The sequence below is a fragment of the Streptomyces beijiangensis genome, from assembly GCF_017315755.1.
GTDB lineage: Bacteria > Actinomycetota > Actinomycetes > Streptomycetales > Streptomycetaceae > Streptomyces > Streptomyces beijiangensis.
The window spans coordinates 19,519-34,594 of sequence record NZ_JAFLRJ010000251.1 but is presented as its reverse complement, the minus strand read 5'-3'; the positions used below and the strand labels follow the sequence as shown (position 1 = coordinate 34,594).

Below are 15,076 nucleotides of genomic sequence, written 5' to 3'. Positions count from 1 at the left end.
GCGAGAACACCCTCCCCTCCCTGCACTCCGCGCTGGGGAGGGGAGCGGGCGCGGTCGAGATCGACGTCCGGCTCACCCGCGACGGCGTCCCCGTCCTCCTCCACGACGCGACCCTGGAACGCCTCTGGGGCCACGACCGCCCGCTCTCCCTGCTCTCCGCCACCGAGGTGCGCGGGCTGACGGGCGGCGGGGTGCCCACCTTCGACGAGGCCCTGGCCGCCACGGACGGCCACCGCCTCATGATCGACCTCCCCGGCGCGGACGAGAAGGCGGTACGCGCCGTGGTCGGCGCCGTCCACGAGCACGGCGCCGCGGACCGCGCCTACTACTGCGCGGGCGCCGCCACCATGCTCATGGTCCGCGCCGCGGACCCCGCCGCCGAGATCGCCATGACCTGGACGACCGTCGCCCCGCCGCGCCCCGTTCTCGTCCAGGCGGTGAAACCCCGCTGGCTCAACTACCGCTTCGGCCTGGTCACTTCGGACCTCTGCGACCGCGTCCACCACGACGGGCTGCTGGTCTCCGCCTGGACCGCCGACACCAAACGGACGATGCGCCGCCTGATCGACCGCGGTGTCGATTCGATCACCACCAACCGCATCGACGCGCTGTGCGGCATCCTGACCGCGTGGACAGAGAGCGACTGACAGCGCGCGTACGGACGTACCTGCGGTCGGCGGACCCCCGGTTCGTCGACATCGGCATCGCCCTGCTGGTGCAGGCCGTCGTCTCCCTGGCCTTCGTCCTGCCCGACCAGGCCGGCTCGCACGAGGCCAACGCGCTCACCTACGCGCTGACTTCACTCACCGCACTCCCCCTGGCCCTGCGCCGGCGCGCACCGCTCCTCGTGCTGCTCGCCGTCGTCGCCGCGCAGTTCGCCAACCAGGCCGCCGACGGTCCAGGACAGCAGATTCCGTACGGCGGCCTGGTCGCCGTCTACACCGTCACCGCCCTCTCCTCCGCCCGCATCCGCACGGCCATGGTCGTGGCGGCGATACCGGCGCTCATCGCGGGCGTCGCGATCAACTCCAACGGTCTGCGCGAGTACTTCTTCGTCTTCTGCACCTTCTTCGGCGCGTACGCACTGGGCTCCCTGGCCCGCACCCGCCAGGCCTACACCCAGGCCGTCGAGGACCGGGCCGCCCAGCTGGAGCGGGCCAACCGGATCGAGTCCGAGCAGGCGACCGCCCGCGAACGGGCCCGGATCGCACGGGAGATGCACGACATCCTCTCGCACGCCGTCAGCATCATGATCGTCCAGGCGGAGGCGGGCCCGGTCGCCGTCCGCGCCGCCCCCGCCCGCGCGGAGGCCGCCTTCGAGGCGATCTCCGATACGGGCCGGGAGGCGATGACGCAGCTGCGCCGGATGCTGGGCGTCCTGCGGGAGGACGGAGAGGACGGCCCGGCCGCGGCCAGGCGCACACCGCAGCCCGCCCTCACCGAACTGCCGGACCTTCTGGAGCGGGTCGGACGCAGCGGTCCGCGGATCTCGTACGAGACGACCGGCACCCCCCGCCCGCTCCCCCTCGACACCGAGGCCACCGTCTACCGGGTGGTCCAGGAGGCGCTGACCAACGTGATCAAGCACGCGGCGGCGCAGACGGTGACCGTGCTGCTGGCGTACGGGACCGACACCCTGGAGGTCACCGTCACCGACGACGGCCGCGGTCCGGGCACCACCACGGGCCACGGGCTGATCGGCATCCGCGAGCGGGCCGCCGCCCACGGCGGCACCGCCCGCACAGGACCGGGCCCGGACGGCCGGGGGTTCCGGGTCCAGGTCCGTATAACCTCGCCCGTGGAGGTGGGGAGTTGACGATCCGTGTGGTGGTGGCCGATGACCAAGAGCTGGTCCGCAGCGGCTTCGCGATGATCCTGGACGTACAGCCCGACATCGAGGTGGTGGCCGAGGCGGGCGACGGCGCGCAGGCACTGGAAGCGGTCCTCAGGCTGGCCCCCGACGTGGCGCTCCTCGACATCCGGATGCCCGTGATGGACGGCATCGAGGCCTGCCGCGCGATCACCGCGCAGGGCGCCTGCCGGACGGTGATGCTGACGACCTTCGACTCCGACGAGTACGTCTACGAGGCGCTGCACGCCGGTGCGAGCGGCTTCCTCCTCAAGGACGTACGCCGGGACGACCTGGTCCACGCGGTCCGCGTGGTGGCGGCCGGGGACTCGCTGCTCGCCCCCTCGGTGGCCCGGCGTCTGATCGCGGACTACACGGCCCGCCCGCCGTCCGTCCCCTCACCCCGCCTCGACGCCCTCACCGCCCGCGAGCGCGAGACCCTGCTCCATCTCGCCCGTGGCCTCTCCAACGCGGAGATCGCCGCCGCACTCGTCGTCAGCGAGCACACCGTCAAGACGCATGTGGGCAACGTGCTCTCCAAGCTGGGGCTGCGTGACCGGATCCAGGCGGTCATCTGCGCGTACGAGACCGGTCTTGTCGCTCCCTCCCCGGAGGGAGACGTCGCCCTCAACTCCCCCGTACGGGCGAGGGATTAGCCCGCCGGGAACCACTCGCTCCGGCGATCCGCCAACACCCCCGTGACCAGCAGGATTACGTCTGTCAGCACAACGGACAGCACGCACCCTGGAGATCACGCCATGAACACCCGCACCCGCTCGTCCCTCATCGCCGCCACCCTCGTACTCGGCCTGGTGGCCGCCCCGGCGGTCCCCGCCTTCGCCCACTCCCACGCCCCCGCAGCCACCGCCGCCGCGAAGAAGCCGCTCTCGAAGGACGACGCGAAAGCCCTGGCGGACGCGATAGCCGATCCCCGCGACGCCGGTGCGACCGCTGCCCTCCTGCGCGTCACCGACAAGGACGGCTCCACCTGGAACGGCGCCACCGGCGTCCATGACCTCACCTCGAACCGCGCGGCCGACTCCGAGGCCCGGTTCCGCGCCGGCTCGGTCACCAAGGTCTTCACCGCGGCCGTCGTGCTCCAGCTCGCCTCCGAGCACAAGGTCGACCTGGACCGCCCGATCCGCGCGTACCTCCCGGAGCTGATCCCCGCGACGTACGGAACGGTCACCGTCCGCCAGCTCCTCAACCACACCCACGGCATGGCGTCCCCGGACTTCCCCGGCACCACCGTCGAGGAGTGGTACGCCAACCGCCTCCATGTCTTCAACCCCGAGGCGATGGTGAAGTCGGCCCTCACCAAGGACCCGGAATTCGCTCCCGGCACCCAGCAGCACTACACCAACATCGGCTACACGCTCGCCGGGCTCCTCATCCAGAAGGTCACCGGCGACACCTATGAGCACCAGGTCGCCCGCCGCATCATCAACCCCCTCCACCTGCGCTCCACTTCGTTCCCCGGCACCGACCCGCGCATCCATGGCCCGCACAACATCGGCTACCAGAGCTTCGTGCGCGCCGACGGGACGACCGAGCTCCGCGATGTCAGCGTCTGGTCGGCCACGGACGGCTGGGCGGCGGGCGACCTCATCTCCAGCACCGCCGATCTGACCCGTTTCGTACGGGCGCTGTTCAGCGGCCAGGTGGTGCGCGGCCCGCTGCTGAAGGAGATGTTCACGCTCCCGAAGCTCGACGTCGGCACGGCCTCGTACAGCGTGGGCCTGACCTCCTGGAAGTTCGGCACGCAGCAGGTCTGGGGCAAGACCGGGGGCCGCTGGGGCTACAACGCGGGGATCGCCGCGACCCCCGACCTCTCGCGGATCGCCGTCTACAGCATCAACTCCACGGACGCGAAGGCCGCGGACCGCACCCCCTTGATCCCCAGGATCGCCGCTGCCGCCTTCCCCACTCCGCCGGTCACCCCGCCCGCCGCTCCGCCCGTCGGCTGAACCGGTTCGCCACGGTGGCCCGTAAACCCTCAGGTCAGGGCGGTCGGAACTGCCTGGCATGCTGTGGCCATGGATACGCCATCTACTTTCCTGGAGCGACAGTTCGGCCTCACCGGCCGTACGGCACTGATCACCGGCGGCAGCTCAGGCATCGGCCTGGGCATCGCACACGCCCTCGCGGGCGCCGGAGCCCGGGTGATCCTGCTCGCCCGCAGCGAGGACCGCCTGCGGAAGGCGGCGGCGGAGCTGAAGCCCGCCGACGTCTCCTGGATCAGTGCGGACCTCGCCTCGCGCGGTGAGCTCCACGCCGCCGCCGACGAGATGGAGTCGCGCTTCGGCGCCCCCGACATCCTCGTCACCTCGGCGGGCATCAACCCCCGTCCGCCGCTCGACGACCTCACCGAGGACGAGTGGGACGCCACGATGGCGGTCAACCTCACCGCCCCGTTCCTCCTGGGCCAGCGGTTCGGCCCGGGAATGGCGGCCCGCGGCTGGGGCCGGATCATCCACCTGGCCTCGCAGCAGTCGATCCGCGCCTTCGGCAACAGCGGTGCGTACGGGGTCTCCAAGGCCGGCATCTGCGCCCTGACCCGCTCCCAGGCGGAGGCCTGGTCCCGGCACGGCGTCTGCGTCAACGCGATCGGCCCCGGCTTCGTCCACACCCCGCTCACCGAGCCGGCCTTCGCCGACCCGGAGCGTCCGAAGGCTCTCGCGGCCCGCACGATGACCGGTCGCAACGGGGAGCCCGAGGACTTCATGGGGGCCGCGGTGTTCCTGGCGGGCGACTCGGCCCGCTACGTCACCGGGCAGACGCTCTTCGCCGACGGCGGGTTCTCCGTCACCTGAGCCAGCTTCTTGATCTTGCGCCGTACGACGTAGAGCGGGATGACCCCGATGACGCCGAACGACATGTCGATCACCGACCACCAGAAGGGGATCCCGCGGACCGGACCGCAGATGAGAGCGAGCGGGATGATCCCGGCACAGGCGATCATCCCGAACTCGATGACCCAGATGTTGCGTACGGGGTCGCGGTAGGGGCCGTAGAAGGCCACCGCGATGACGAGATGGGCGAAAGCCAGCCAGTCCGTCCCGTACAGCACGAACGGGTACTTCTCGTCGGTGGCGTCGAGACCCGCCCGCACCCGGCCGATCCACTCCATCAGCGCGGGGAAGTGGTCGGCGACCGGTGTGGACCTCAACAGGTCGTCGGTCCAGTGGAGTTCGTGCACCAGCGGGAATGCGGTCAGCCCGCTCAGCACCAGGCACACGATGAAGACGACCAGCCACCCGCGTATGCGCCGCAGAAGGGCGCTTGCCTCGCTCATACCCGCAGCGTACGCGCGGGTTTACCCGCCCTTTACGCGGCCCCGGCCTACAGCCCCACGATGGCGTTCCAGCGCTTCGCGAACTCCACCCGCTCCCCCGACGTGATGTCCCGCGCGATCGCGAGCCGCTTGCGCATCGCGTCGTCCGGGAAGATCAGCGGGTCCTCCGCGAGCTCGGCGGTGTCCTTGTCCTTCGAGGACGCGAGCACCTCGCGTGCCGCGGGCACCGGACAGACATAGTTGACCCAGGCCGCGAGTTCGGCGGCGACCTCGGGCTCGTAGTAGTAGTCGATCAGCTTCTCGGCGTTGCTCTTGTGGCGCGCGAGGTTGGGGATCATCATCGACTCGGCCCAGAGCTCCGCACCCTCCTCGGGCACCACGAACTCGATGTCCGGGTTGTCCGCCTGGAGCTGGATCACGTCGCCCGAGTACGCCTGGCAGGCCAGCACATCGCCCGTCGACAGGTCCTTGATGTAGTCGTTGCCCGTGAAGCGCCGGATCTGCTTGTTCTTCACGTACTTCTCCACCTGGTCGCACATCCGGTGGAAGTCGTCCGCCGTCCACCGCGTGATGTCGACACCGTCGCCCTGCATCAGCAGCGCGAAGGCCTCGTCCAGGCCGGAGAGCAAGGTGACCTTGCCCTTCAGCGAGGGCTCCCACAGCTCGCTCGTGTGCTTGATCTCCCGGCCGAGCCGCTTCTTGTTGTACGCGATCCCGGTGATCCCCGACTGCCACGGCACGCTGTGCAGACGGCCCTTGTCGAAGGCGGGCGAACTGAGCTGCGGGTCGAGGTACTTGGCGACGTTCGGCTGCTTGGCGCGGTCCATCTCCTGCACCCAGCCCAGGCGTACGAAACGGGCCGCCATCCAGTCGCTGATGACGATCAGGTCGCGCCCGGTCTCCTGGTGGTTCATCAGCGCCGGGCTGATCTTCCCGAAGAACTCGTCGTTGTCGTTGATCTCCTCGGTGTACTTCACCGAGATCCCGCTCCTCTTGCTGAAGGCGTCCAGCGTCGGCCGCTTCGAGGTGTTCTTGTCGTCGGTGTCGATGTAGAGCGGCCAGTTGGCGAAGACCAGGCTCTTGTCGCGCGCGGACCGGTCGGCCGCCGACCGGTCCCCGGCCTCGACGTACGCGGCAGGCACCCCGCATCCGGTGAGCGCGGCGAGCGCCCCCGCCGTACCGAGCCCACTGAAACCGCGGAGGAGGGAGCGACGCGACATACCAAGATCTGCCATGCCGTACAGCCTCTCCTCATCCGGGGCCGCCGGGCAATGGACGCTGCGTACGGTCACCGCCTCCCGGCCCCGACACCTTGTCGGGCGGAAAGGTGACCTCCACGCACAGGCCGCCGCCGTCCCCGGGCTGCGCCTGGACCGATCCGCCATGGGCCACTGCGATGGCGGCGACGATGGACAGGCCGAGGCCGTGCCCGTCGCGGCGCCTGGTGCGCTGGTCGCCGTGGCGGGTGAAGGGCTGGAAGAGGGCGTCGATCCGGTCGGGCGGGATCGCGGGGCCGCTGTTGGCGACCCGCAGAGTGGGGCATCCCGCCCTGAGCCCGGTCCTGACGCTGATCCAGCCGCCGCCGACGACGACGTTGTGGCGTACGGCGTTGTCGATGAGGTTGCCCGCGAGGCGCTCGACGAGCTGGGGGTCGCCGAGGAGCCCGGCGGGCGCGAGGTCGGCCTCGATACGGTGCGCACTCTCGGGCAGCAGCGACCCCGCGACCACCGCCAGATCGACGTACTCCCGCTCCTGCAGCCCGCGCTGGCTGCGGGCCAGGGTCAGCAGCGCGTCGATCAGGCGCTCCTGCTCCTGCCCGGCTGCCCGCACCCGCAGGCAGGCGGCGCGCAGGGTGTCGGCCGTCGCGCCGGGATCGGCGAGCGCGACGTCGACCAGGGTCTGCTGCAGGGTGAGCGGGGTCCGCAGCTCGTGCGAGGCATTGGCGACGAACTGCCGCTGCGCCTCGAAGGCGATCTCCAGACGGGCCAGCATGTCGTCGAACGTGTCGGAGAGATCGGTGAGTTCGTCCCCGGGGCCCGGCACCGCGAGCCGCCGGTGCAGATGGTCGGCGGAGATCCGGCGGGCGGTGGAGGCCATGGACTGCAGCGGCGCCAGGACCCGGCCGGCGACCAGCCAGCCGAGCAGCAGCGAGAGCGCCACCATCACGGCGAGCGCGATGGCCGACTCGACGAGCAGCAGGTGCAGCTGGTCATCGCGCTGGACGTTCAGCTGCTGGACGACGTACGCACCGACCTCGGGGCCGCCTTTCGCGAACGAGGGCCCGTCGGCCGACGGCGACGACTGTGCACCCTCGCTGGACTTCGCCTCGGCCGTGGAGTTCGCCATCAGTCCGTACGTGATCGCAAGCAGTACGGCGGCGGCCGCCACGAACAGCCCGCTGTAGAGCAGGGTGAGGCGCCATCTGACACTCCGGGGCCCGCGCAGGATCGGCCTCACACCCGGTATCCGGCCTGCGCGACGGTCTCGATCAGCGGCGGTTCGCCGAGCTTGCGCCGCAGCCTGCTGACGGTGACCTTCACGGTCTGGGTGAAGGGGTCGGCCGCCTCGTCCCAGGCCCGCTCCAGGAGCTCCTCGGCGGAGACCACCGCCCCCCGGGCGGCGAGCAGCAGTTCCAGGACGGCGAACTCCTTCGGGCTGAGCGGGAGCTGGGCCCCGGCCCGGGTCGCGGCCCGTCGCGCCGGGTCCAGGCGCAGATCGCCGTGGACGAGGACCGGCGGCAGTGCGGGCTGCGTCCGGCGCGCCAGCGCCCGTATCCGCGCGACGAGTTCGGTGAACGCGAAGGGCTTGGGGAGGTAGTCGTCGGCGCCGAGGCCGAGCCCCGCCACCCGGTCGGCGACCGTGCCGGACGCGGTGAGCATCAGCACCCGCGCCCGGCTGCCCCCCTCGGCCAGCGCACGGCACACCCGGTCGCCGTGGAGCCCCGGCAGATCGCGGTCGAGCACGACGACGTCGTACCCGTTGACCGTGGCGCGCTCAAGCGCCGTATGCCCGTCGAACGCGAGGTCGACAGCCATCCCCTCCCGGCGCAGTCCCGCCGCCACGGTCTCCGCGAGCTCCTCGTGATCCTCGACCACCAACACGCGCATGGGGAAGAGGATGCACGGCCGGGGGTTACACGGCCATAAGGGCGGCCGTTCCCGCGCCGTAACCGCCTCCGGAGTTGGGTGAGTTGCGTACCGGCCACCAACAGAAGGAGGCACCCATGCGGGTGTTGACGAGCCGCCCCAGGCGCATGGTCGCGGCGACCGCGCTGTTCTCAGCGATCACCCTGACCGGAGTCGGCGCGGCACAGGCCACGGCGACCACGACTCACGGGGGCGGCAAGGGCAGCGGCAGCAGCAGCGCCGTCACCGAAGCCGGCAAGGCGTTCGGCAGTTGCATGCGCGAGCACGGGCTGAAGAACTTCCCCGACCTCGTCATCCAGAAGGACACCTCGGGCTCCCGGCACCACAAGGGCGGCGTGAAGGTCGATGTGCGGGTCACCGCGAAGAGCAAGGGCAAGAGCCACGTCGGCGACCGCTTCGACCCGACGTCGAAGGCGTACAAGCGCGCGCTCAAGGCCTGTGGCCCGATCCTGGACAAGGTCGGGGTGCCGCTTCCCGTTCCGCCGGGCGACGCGCACTGCAAGGTGATCAAGGGCGGCAAGGGGGAGCACGGCCTGCCCAAGCTGCCCGATTCGCCGCAGACCGACTCCCAGGGTCCCGGCAGGGGGTCCGAGAAGGGCTCGGAGAAGGGCACCACTCAGCACAAGGAGGTCTGCATGATCAAGGAGAAGGGGACGCACGCGTCGAAGTAGCGGCGACAGCCGACGGCCCCGGACGGATCAACTCCCGTCCGGGGCCGCTCGGTTCGGTGCGTTGCGCTGCCGCTCAGCCGTCGAGCGACGTCATGACGTGCTTGATACGGGTGTAGTCCTCGAAGCCGTACGCCGAGAGGTCCTTGCCGTAACCGGACTTCTTGAAGCCGCCGTGCGGCATCTCTGCGACCAGCGGGATGTGGGTGTTGATCCACACGCAGCCGAAGTCCAGGTTCTTGGACATCCGCATGGCGCGCGCGTGGTCCTTGGTCCACACCGAGGAGGCGAGGGCGAAGTCGACGCCGTTGGCGTGCGAGAGGGCCTCGGCCTCGTCCGTGAAGGACTGGACGGTGATGACGGGGCCGAAGACCTCGTTCTGGATGATCTCGTCGTCCTGCCGGAGCCCGGAGACGACGGTCGGGGCGTAGAAGAAGCCCTTGTCGCCGACGCGCGCTCCGCCCGCCTCGACCTTGGCGTGCGCCGGCAGCCGCTCGATGAAGCCGCTCACCTGCGCGAGCTGGTTGGCGTTGTTGAGCGGGCCGTAGAGCACGTCCTCGTCGTCCGGCATGCCGGTCTTCGTGTCGGCGGCGGCCTTGGCGAGCGCCGTCACGAACTCGTCGTGGATCGACTCGTGCACGAGCACGCGCGTGGCGGCCGTACAGTCCTGGCCCGCGTTGAAGAAGCCCGCCACCGAGATGTCCTCGACGGCCTTGGCGAGGTCGGCGTCCTCGAAGACGACGACCGGCGCCTTGCCGCCCAGCTCCAGGTGGACGCGCTTGACGTCCTTGGCCGCGGACTCCGCGACCTGCATCCCGGCCCGTACGGAACCGGTGATGGACGCCATCGCCGGCACCTTGTGCTCGACCATCGCGCGCCCGGTGTCCCGGTCGCCGCAGACGACGTTGAAGACACCCTTGGGGGCGATCGACCCGATGATCTCCGCGATCAGCACGGTGGAGGCGGGCGTGGTGTCGGACGGCTTCAGTACGACGGTGTTGCCCGCCGCCAGGGCCGGTGCGAACTTCCACACGGCCATCATCATCGGGTAGTTCCAGGGCGCGACCTGGGCGCACACTCCGACCGGCTCGCGCCGGACGATGGAGGTCATGCCCTCCATGTACTCGCCGGCGGACCGTCCCTCCAGGAGCCGTGCCGCACCCGCGAAGAAGCGGATCTGGTCGACCATCGGCGGGATTTCCTCGGACCGGGTGAGCGCGATCGGCTTGCCGGTGTTCTCGCTCTCGGCGGCGATCAGATCCTCGGCGCGCTCCTCGAAGGCGTCCGCGATCTTCAGCAGGACGCGCTGGCGCTCGGACGGGGTGGAGTCGCGCCAGGCGGGGAAGGCGGCCGCGGCCGCCTCCATCGCGGCGTCGACGTCCGCGGCTCCGGAGAGCGGCGAGGTGGCGTACGCGTCGCCCGTGGCCGGATTGACGACCTCGATGGTCCGGCCGTCGGCGGCGTCCCGGAACTCTCCGTTGATGTAGTTGCGCAGCCGGCGCAGCTCGGTGGTCACAGCCACCCCTCCTGTCAGAAGTCCGATGGGTGAGATGCCCACCCTAGTAGGAGGGGCCACGCTTTCGACATACCTGGCCCCCACGAACTTCGGATTCAGTTCTTGAAACGCGCATGAACAACGAATTTCATCGCTTTGGGGTTGCGGGACGGATGAGACCTCATGCAGAGTGAGGGCGTGGCCAGTCGCAGCGCAGATTCCAGAAACGGGAACGGCACCCCTCCCATCGATGCCGTCTCCCTGGCGATCATCGAGCAGCTCCAGCAGGACGGCAGGCGCCCGTACGCAACGATCGGCAAGGCCGTCGGCCTCTCCGAGGCGGCAGTGCGGCAGCGCGTGCAGAAGCTGCAGGACCAGGGCGTCATGCAGATCGTCGCCGTCACCGACCCGCTCACCGTCGGGTTCCGGCGCCAGGCCATGGTCGGCATCAGGGTCGAGGGCGACCTCGACCCGGTCGCCGACGCGCTGGCCGCCATGGACGAGGTCGATTACGTGGTGATGACCGCGGGCTCCTTCGACCTGATGGCGGAGGTCGTCTGTGAGGACGACGACCATCTCCTCGACGTGATCAACAAGCAGATCCGCGCGCTCCCCGGAGTGCGTGCGACCGAGAGCTTCGTCTACCTCAAACTCAAGAAACAGACCTACCAGTGGGGCACCCGATAGTCATGAGCAAGGACCTCAGCCGAACCGCGTACGACCACCTGTGGATGCACTTCACGGACATGTCGTCGTACGAGAACGCGCCCGTTCCCACCATCGTGCGTGGCGAGGGCACCTACATCTACGACGACAAGGGCAAGAAGTACCTCGACGGTCTGTCCGGCCTGTTCGTGGTCAACGCGGGCCACGGCCGCCACGAGCTGGCGGAGGCCGCGTACAAGCAGGCGCAGGAGCTGGCCTTCTTCCCGATCTGGTCGTACGCGCACCCCAAGGCCGTGGAGCTCGCCGAGCGCCTCGCGAACCACGCGCCGGGCGACCTGAACAAGGTCTTCTTCACCACCGGTGGCGGCGAGGCCGTCGAGACCGCCTGGAAGCTGGCGAAGCAGTACCACAAGCTCACCGGCAACCACCAGAAGTACAAGGTCATCTCGCGTGCGGTGGCCTACCACGGCACCCCGGCCGGCGCCCTGTCCATCACCGGACTGCCCGCACTCAAGGCCCCGTTCGAGCCGCTGGTCCCCGGCGCGCACAAGGTCCCGAACACCAACATCTACCGCGCCACGATCCACGCGGACGACCCGGTGGCCTTCGGCCGCTGGGCCGCCGACCAGATCGAGCAGGAGATCCTCTTCGAGGGCCCCGAGACGGTCGCCGCGGTCTTCCTTGAGCCGGTCCAGAACGCGGGCGGCTGCTTCCCGCCCCCGCCCGGCTACTTCCAGCGTGTGCGCGAGATCTGCGACAAGTACAACGTGCTGCTCGTCTCGGACGAGGTCATCTGCGCCTTCGGCCGCCTCGGCACGATGTTCGCCTGTGACAAGTTCGACTACGTGCCGGACATGATCACCTGCGCCAAGGGCATGACCTCGGGCTACTCCCCGATCGGCGCCTGCATCATCTCCGACAAGCTGGCCGAGCCCTTCTACAAGGACGGCAACACCTTCCTGCACGGCTACACCTTCGGCGGCCACCCGGTCTCCGCGGCGGTCGGCCTCGCCAACCTCGACATCTTCGAGCGCGAGAACCTCAACCAGCACGTGCTCGACAACGAGAGCGCGTTCCTCTCGACGCTGGAGAAGCTGCACGACCTGCCGATCGTCGGCGACGTCCGCGGCAACGGGTTCTTCTACGGCATCGAGCTGGTGAAGGACAAGGTCACCAAGGAGTCCTTCAACGAGGACGAGACCGAGCGGATCCTCTACAACGCCGTCTCCAAGGGCCTGTACGAGAACGGTCTGTACTGCCGCGCCGACGACCGTGGCGACCCGGTCGTCCAGCTCGCGCCGCCGCTGATCTCCGACCAGTCGACGTTCGACGAGATCGAGTCGATCCTGCGTACGGTCCTCACCGACGCCTGGGCGAAGATCTAACGGATCCGGCCATCCCCGCAACTCCGCCCCTGGCAGCCGCACATGGCTCCGGGGGCGGAATGCTGTGCGCGCCCGCCTGGTTGGATGGGATGAGCAAGCGCTCAGCCACCTCCGGAGAAAGGCACGCCATGGCGCCCGAGCCGTACACCATCCCCATCACGGTCCGCGGTTACGAGACCGACTCGCAAGGCCACCTCAACCAGGCGGTCTACCTCCAGTACGCGGAGCACGCCCGCTGGACCTACCTCCAGCACGGCGGTATCCGCCAGTCCGACCTCCTCGACAAGGGCATCGGACCCGTGGCCCTGGAGGTGACCGTGCGCTATCTGCGCGAACTGCGGGCCGGTGACGAGACCGAGGTCGACTGCCGTTTCGTCTGGGGCGAGGGCAAGACCTTCCGCATCGAGCAGCAGATCCGCAGGACGGACGGCACCGTGGCCGCCGAAGTGACCGGCGTGGGCGGGCTGTTGGACCTCCAGGCGCGGAAGCTCGTCGCCGATCCGCGCGAGTACTTCCGGGCGCTGGCCGACGACCCCGCCGTCTTCGGCCTCTGAGCCCCCGCCCACACCTCGGGGTACGCCCGTACGAGTGAGAACGGATGCCGCCCCACCGCGCGGCTGCCCCGCCCGGCCAGGTCGGAGTCCTTACGGTGCCCAGTGACCGATCGGCTCCGCTTTCGTTCCCCCGTACGGGGGGCCGCAAAACTGATCTGAACCGAGGTGTTCGCCATGGTGCCCCCGCCGGACAACGACGTGCTCTGGGCACGCGCGGTGCACTACTCGCACAGCGGATCCCCCGCACTCAGCGGTGTCTCCCTCGGTGTCCGCGACGGCGAGATCCTCGCCCTCGTCGGCCCGCGCGGCAGCGGGAAAACGACCCTGCTGCAGTGCCTTTCGGGGCACCTCACCCCGGCCCAGGGCGAGGTGTGGTTCAACAGCGTCCCGATCCACACCATGAACCCACTGGCCCGCGAGCGTCTGCGCATCGACCGCTTCGGCTGGATCGACCCCGAACCCCACCTCGTCCCCGAGCTCAACGCCTGGGAGAACACCGCCCTCCCGCTGCTGCTCACCGGCGCGTCCCACCGCAGCGCCAAGAAGGCGGCCATGGAGTGGCTGGAGCGCCTCGACATCGGTGCGTACGCCCGCAAGCGCCCCCACGAACTCCTGCAGTCGCAGCGCCAGCGCGTCGCGATCACGAGGGCGCTGATCACCTCGCCCACCGTGCTCTTCGCGGACGAGCCCACCGCCGCACTGCACCGCACGGACCGCGCCCAGATCCTGCGCACGCTCACCGCGGCCGCCCGATCGCACCGCATCACGGTCGTGCTCGCCACGCATGACCCGGAGGTGGCGGCCCTCGCGGACCGCACGGTCACGCTCCTCGACGGCCGCCGCGTCAACTCGGTCAGGCTCCCGGACACGGAGGGCAGCCCCGAGTGCTCGCTCTCCGTCTAGCCCGCGGCGCCCACCCCCTGGTCCTGCTGCGGCGCCTGCTGGTGGCGGCCGCGTCGGCGGGCGTCGGATTCCTCCTGCTGACCACCCTCACCTACGCGTCCTCGCACCCCGCCCACGCCCCGCAGGCCCTGCTCCGCCTGCTCTGGTCGCTGATCCCCATGGCGGCCACGGTGTACTTCGCGGTCTCGGTCGCCCGTACGGACCCGAGCACCCGCCCCAGCCCCGGACTCAGCGCAGCCGGCCTGGGCCCGGTCTCGCTGACCGCCCTGGCGGCGGTCTCCACCGCGGTCTCCTGCACTCTGGGCAGCGTCCTCGCCCTGCTCTTCTTCCTCCACCTCAGGGGCGACATCACCGGCCTCCCCTTCGACGGGGCCGCCTCCCGGCTCCTCGCGTCCGAGGCGCCGCTGCCCCTGGCCGCAGCGCTCACCCTGCTCGCCCTCACCCCCGTGCTCGCGGCGGCGGGCAGCGCCTGGACGCTGCGCCCCCGCAAGGCCTCGGGCGCCCCGCTCACCGCGCCCACCGGGCTCCCCTGGGGTATCGCCCTGATCGCGGCCGGCCTGGCGACGGAGTCGTACACCAGCCGCGCCGCCGCCGGTACGCCCTTCCCGCTCCCCGGGCACTTCGACGGCAGCCCGCTCGGGGTCCTGGCGGGCTGGACCCTGACGGCGTTCGGCCTGGCGACGGCGGGGCCCGGGCTGACGTACGCCGCGGGGCGTGCGCTCCAGTCCGTACGCCCGGGAGCGGTAAGGCTGCTGGCCGGGCGGGTGCTGCAGGCCGAGGCCCGCCGTATCGGCCGACCGCTCGGCGTGGTCTGCGCGGTGACCTCCGGGGTGATCGCGGCAGCCACGGTCTACGCCCCGGGGCCGCACTCCTTCGGCCCGCTGACGGGCCTGGGCGCGGCCGTCGTCGTGATCTGCGCGGTGGCCACGCTCCTCATGGCGGCTCTGGAGTCGAAGCAGGCCCGCTCGGTGACCACGACGGCACTGCTCAAGCTGGGCGCCCCCGCCCAGCTCCTGCGTACCGCGACAGCCCTGCGGGCGGCGGCACTTCTCGCCGTGTTCGCGCCGCTGACCTGGGCCGTGGCCGCGCTGGCCGCCCTGCCCCTGACGGGCTGA

16 protein-coding genes are annotated in these 15,076 nt (G+C 70.5%); 11 read left to right on the top strand and 5 right to left on the bottom strand.

All coding sequences use genetic code 11. The features are described from left to right. The 5 genes from J0695_RS25025 to J0695_RS25005 form a co-directional block, all read left to right on the top strand. Window positions 1-647: glycerophosphodiester phosphodiesterase (locus J0695_RS25025; RefSeq protein WP_206965458.1), on the top strand; the 647-nt coding region annotated here is incomplete at its 5' end. Next, window positions 629-1,816 (top strand): sensor histidine kinase, encoded by a 1,188-nt coding sequence (locus tag J0695_RS25020; RefSeq protein ID WP_307798746.1) that lies wholly within the window; start codon window positions 629-631, stop codon window positions 1,814-1,816. The genes J0695_RS25025 and J0695_RS25020, both read left to right, overlap by 19 nt. After that, a complete protein-coding gene (locus J0695_RS25015; RefSeq protein WP_206965456.1) occupies window positions 1,813-2,505 on the top strand; it encodes a response regulator in 693 nt (230 codons plus the stop codon). Before J0695_RS25020 ends, J0695_RS25015 begins: the two co-directional genes overlap by 4 nt. Window positions 2,506-2,607: 102 nt before the next feature. Beyond that, window positions 2,608-3,816, top strand: a complete 1,209-nt coding sequence (locus J0695_RS25010; RefSeq protein ID WP_206965454.1) for a serine hydrolase domain-containing protein — start codon at window positions 2,608-2,610, stop codon at window positions 3,814-3,816. Between the two features lie 69 nt (window positions 3,817-3,885). Beyond that, window positions 3,886-4,662 (top strand): SDR family NAD(P)-dependent oxidoreductase, encoded by a 777-nt coding sequence (locus J0695_RS25005; protein ID WP_206965452.1) that lies wholly within the window; start codon window positions 3,886-3,888, stop codon window positions 4,660-4,662. On the opposite strand, the gene J0695_RS25000 is transcribed toward J0695_RS25005, so the two are convergent. Genes J0695_RS25000 through J0695_RS24985 form a run of 4 tightly spaced genes read right to left on the bottom strand, consistent with a single transcriptional unit; the run spans window position 4,611 to window position 8,251 of the window. Beyond that, window positions 4,611-5,144, bottom strand: a complete 534-nt coding sequence (locus J0695_RS25000; RefSeq protein WP_206965450.1) for a hypothetical protein — start codon at window positions 5,142-5,144, stop codon at window positions 4,611-4,613. The genes J0695_RS25005 and J0695_RS25000 overlap by 52 nt on opposite strands. A 47-nt stretch (window positions 5,145-5,191) precedes the next feature. Further along, window positions 5,192-6,364, bottom strand: a complete 1,173-nt coding sequence (locus J0695_RS24995) for an ABC transporter substrate-binding protein (RefSeq protein WP_206965482.1) — start codon at window positions 6,362-6,364, stop codon at window positions 5,192-5,194. Between the two features lie 31 nt (window positions 6,365-6,395). Beyond that, a complete protein-coding gene (locus tag J0695_RS24990; protein ID WP_307798745.1) occupies window positions 6,396-7,601 on the bottom strand; it encodes a sensor histidine kinase in 1,206 nt (401 codons plus the stop codon). Next, window positions 7,598-8,251: a response regulator transcription factor gene (locus J0695_RS24985; protein WP_206965448.1), complete on the bottom strand. Its 654-nt coding sequence runs from the start codon at window positions 8,249-8,251 to the stop codon at window positions 7,598-7,600. Before J0695_RS24985 ends, J0695_RS24990 begins: the two co-directional genes overlap by 4 nt. A gap of 116 nt (window positions 8,252-8,367) precedes the next feature. On the opposite strand from J0695_RS24985, the gene J0695_RS24980 reads away from it, so the two are divergent. Next, complete coding sequence (locus J0695_RS24980) at window positions 8,368-8,961, top strand: hypothetical protein (protein WP_206965446.1); 594 nt, start codon at window positions 8,368-8,370, stop codon at window positions 8,959-8,961. A 73-nt stretch (window positions 8,962-9,034) separates the two neighbouring features. Here the strand turns inward: J0695_RS24980 and J0695_RS24975 are convergent, their stop codons facing one another. Next, window positions 9,035-10,474, bottom strand: coding sequence for a gamma-aminobutyraldehyde dehydrogenase (locus J0695_RS24975; protein WP_206965444.1), 1,440 nt, complete (start codon window positions 10,472-10,474; stop codon window positions 9,035-9,037). Between the two features lie 162 nt (window positions 10,475-10,636). On the opposite strand from J0695_RS24975, the gene J0695_RS24970 reads away from it, so the two are divergent. The 5 genes from J0695_RS24970 to J0695_RS24950 all read left to right on the top strand — a co-directional run bounded on the left by J0695_RS24970 (window position 10,637) and on the right by J0695_RS24950 (window position 15,076). Then, on the top strand, window positions 10,637-11,140 hold the full coding sequence (locus J0695_RS24970) for an Lrp/AsnC family transcriptional regulator (RefSeq protein ID WP_206965442.1): 504 nt from the start codon (window positions 10,637-10,639) through the stop codon (window positions 11,138-11,140). Window positions 11,141-11,142: 2 nt separating this feature from the next. After that, a complete protein-coding gene (locus tag J0695_RS24965; RefSeq protein WP_206965440.1) occupies window positions 11,143-12,504 on the top strand; it encodes an aspartate aminotransferase family protein in 1,362 nt (453 codons plus the stop codon). Between the two features lie 89 nt (window positions 12,505-12,593). Further along, window positions 12,594-13,058: an acyl-CoA thioesterase gene (locus J0695_RS24960; RefSeq protein WP_242553147.1), complete on the top strand. Its 465-nt coding sequence runs from the start codon at window positions 12,594-12,596 to the stop codon at window positions 13,056-13,058. Window positions 13,059-13,232: 174 nt separating this feature from the next. Continuing rightward, entirely contained in the window at window positions 13,233-13,961 is a 729-nt protein-coding gene (locus J0695_RS24955) for an ABC transporter ATP-binding protein (protein WP_206965430.1), read from the top strand. Further along, entirely contained in the window at window positions 13,943-15,076 is a 1,134-nt protein-coding gene (locus tag J0695_RS24950; protein ID WP_206965421.1) for a hypothetical protein, read from the top strand. The genes J0695_RS24955 and J0695_RS24950 overlap by 19 nt, the downstream gene beginning before the upstream one ends.

Coding starts and splice junctions, on each gene's coding strand:
- J0695_RS24985 (WP_206965448.1), bottom strand. CDS start 8,251: ATGCGCGTGTTGGTGGTCGAGGATCACGAGGAGCTCGCGGAGACCGTG.
- J0695_RS25005 (WP_206965452.1), top strand. CDS start 3,886: ATGGATACGCCATCTACTTTCCTGGAGCGACAGTTCGGCCTCACCGGC.
- J0695_RS24965 (WP_206965440.1), top strand. CDS start 11,143: ATGAGCAAGGACCTCAGCCGAACCGCGTACGACCACCTGTGGATGCAC.
- J0695_RS24955 (WP_206965430.1), top strand. CDS start 13,233: ATGGTGCCCCCGCCGGACAACGACGTGCTCTGGGCACGCGCGGTGCAC.
- J0695_RS25000 (WP_206965450.1), bottom strand. CDS start 5,144: ATGAGCGAGGCAAGCGCCCTTCTGCGGCGCATACGCGGGTGGCTGGTC.
- J0695_RS24995 (WP_206965482.1), bottom strand. CDS start 6,364: ATGTCGCGTCGCTCCCTCCTCCGCGGTTTCAGTGGGCTCGGTACGGCG.
- J0695_RS24970 (WP_206965442.1), top strand. CDS start 10,637: ATGCAGAGTGAGGGCGTGGCCAGTCGCAGCGCAGATTCCAGAAACGGG.
- J0695_RS24980 (WP_206965446.1), top strand. CDS start 8,368: ATGCGGGTGTTGACGAGCCGCCCCAGGCGCATGGTCGCGGCGACCGCG.
- J0695_RS24960 (WP_242553147.1), top strand. CDS start 12,594: ATGAGCAAGCGCTCAGCCACCTCCGGAGAAAGGCACGCCATGGCGCCC.
- J0695_RS25010 (WP_206965454.1), top strand. CDS start 2,608: ATGAACACCCGCACCCGCTCGTCCCTCATCGCCGCCACCCTCGTACTC.